Genomic DNA, 2,193 nt, shown 5'->3' with positions numbered 1-2,193 from the left:
CGTAAATCATCCCGTCAACTCGGCGCCAAGTTGGCTCGATCGAGTCTCACCGCCCCCATCTCGACCAAAAGTGAACCGCTGGCCGTTGACGCTGCGCACAGCCTCCACACCTTCCGCGAATGTTTACGAGGTAAATCTTGTAAGTCTTTTTCAATCAACAACTTAAAAACTGCACGACCTCCGAGCGCGCGGGGAGAGGGCAGCCAGAAACTCGGGCGAACCGGATCGCCGCTACGCCGCATGCATCATCCGCTCGAGCCGATCGAGCGTGGCGACCATCTCGTTCCACTGGCTCATCACCTCCAAGGTCGACAACTCGGTCGCGTCGCGACGATCGAAACCTCGCTCACTGATTCGGATCCGTTTGGCCAACATGATCACGGTGACCGGTCTTGGGTCTTCGACGTTGGCGACCGATGCGGTGGGGGCCTCGTCCACCGGCAGCACCTGTTGCATCGCCTGGTGAACCGCCCAAATTGCCGCTTTCACACTCGATTGCGCTTGAACGACGGTTCGCAAATTGCCCGATTGAACGTAATACTGAGACATCTTGAACATCCTATTTGTTTCGTGTGGTTTGCCGCCCCTCGGCTACTTCCTTGATCGCAGCCGGTGTGACAAGGTTGGTCACACCCAGCCCCCAATCCAGAAAATATTCCAACTCTTGCCCCAAAACCAATGTCGAATCCTTCCATTGTCGAAAACCCCGATGTCGTCATCCTCGGCGCCGGACTCGCTGGGCTCTGCTGCGCCGTGCGGCTGACGGAGGCCGGTCGGTCGGTGACCTTGATCGAGGCGACCGATCGTGTCGGGGGTCGCGTCCGGACCGACCGCGTCGACGGATTTACACTCGATCACGGGTTTCAGGTTCTGTTGACCGCCTATCCCGCTTGCCGCGACCTGCTCGATTATGACAAGCTCGATCTGCAAGCGTTCGATCCCGGTGCACTCGTCCGTCACAACGGAAAGTTCGCCCTGGTCAGCGACCCGTGGCGACGACCGCTGGAAATCCCCGCGACCGTGCTGAGTCCGGTCGGCTCGATGGGCGACAAATTGCGGATCGCAAAACTGCGCCACGCCGCCTGCCGCGGATCGCTCGAAGACCTTTACGGTCGCGATCAAACCTCGACGATCGAGCGGCTTCGTGGCGACGGTTTTTCCGACCGAATGATTGACCAGTTTTTTCGCCCCTTCCTCGGCGGCGTCTTTCTCGATGCGTCGCTCAGCGTCCCCAGCCGGATGTTGGAGTTTGTGTTTCGGATGTTCAGCCAAGGGGACGTGGCCGTTCCCGCCAAGGGGATGGAAGCGATTCCGTTACAACTGGCCGACCGGTTGCCGCCGGGAACGATCCAGCGGAATCAGACGGCGGCGGCGATCGAATCCGATGGCGTGCTGCTGACCAACGGAAAAAAAGTCAACGCGAAAGCGATCGTGATCGCGACCGAGAGTGGTGCCGCGGCACGGTTGTCCGCCGTGCCGAGCTTAGCGACCGAGTGGTTCGGTACCACAACCGTCTATTACGCGGCATCCCAAGCCCCCGATGACCGAAAACGGTTGATCTTGCGAGGTGACGAAGAAGGGCCGGTACAAACGGTATCGGTCATGTCGCGTGTCGCACCCACCTATGCGCCGTCCGGCAGCCACTTGGTCGCGGTCAGCACGCCGCTAAGTCAAAACGTCCCCGCTGACGAGCTGGACCGATCACTGCGTCAGCAGCTGGTCGGCTGGTTTGGTGAATCCGTCCATCGATGGCGGCGGCTGCAAATCTACCACGTCCCGTTTGGATTGCCAAAAATGTCACTCGACCCGTTGGTTCAATCGATTGGCCCACTGCCAGGGTCGAAGCATGATCATACGTACCTGTGTGGGGACTATCGGGAAACCCCCAGCATCCAGGGGGCAATGAGCAGCGGCATCCGGGTAGCGGAGGAGTTGGTTAGGAGGTACGCGCTGGAGTCGTAGCCTTCAGGCGACAGCAGCATGAGCAAAAAGGCGGCTAAAGCCTGAACTCCAACGTGCGCTGGAGTCGTAGCCTTCAGGCGACAGCATTTTCCTCTTCCTCTGCCCGCCCCTGACCGGAGGGGAATGCATTCGACCAGGCAAATGACCCCGTTTTTCACGTTCACCCCGCAACGATCAACTCGGGCTCCCTTCTCCCCCGAAAATCGGGGGAGAAGGGCTGGGGATGAGGGG

The 2,193-nt window shown here is 59.8% G+C and carries 2 protein-coding genes; one reads left to right on the top strand and one right to left on the bottom strand.

Going from position 1 to position 2,193, the window contains the following annotated elements:
• Positions 1-231: 231 nt before the first annotated feature.
• On the bottom strand, positions 232-549 hold the full coding sequence (locus tag Poly41_RS33685; RefSeq protein ID WP_146531765.1) for a hypothetical protein: 318 nt from the start codon (positions 547-549) through the stop codon (positions 232-234).
• A 129-nt stretch (positions 550-678) separates the two neighbouring features.
• On the opposite strand from Poly41_RS33685, the gene Poly41_RS33680 reads away from it, so the two are divergent.
• Complete coding sequence (locus tag Poly41_RS33680) at positions 679-1,962, top strand: NAD(P)/FAD-dependent oxidoreductase (RefSeq protein ID WP_146531764.1); 1,284 nt, start codon at positions 679-681, stop codon at positions 1,960-1,962.
• Positions 1,963-2,193 lie beyond the last annotated feature (231 nt).

Source organism: Novipirellula artificiosorum (assembly GCF_007860135.1).
GTDB lineage: Bacteria > Planctomycetota > Planctomycetia > Pirellulales > Pirellulaceae > Novipirellula_A > Novipirellula_A artificiosorum.
This window is presented reverse-complemented; position numbering and strand designations above follow the sequence as displayed.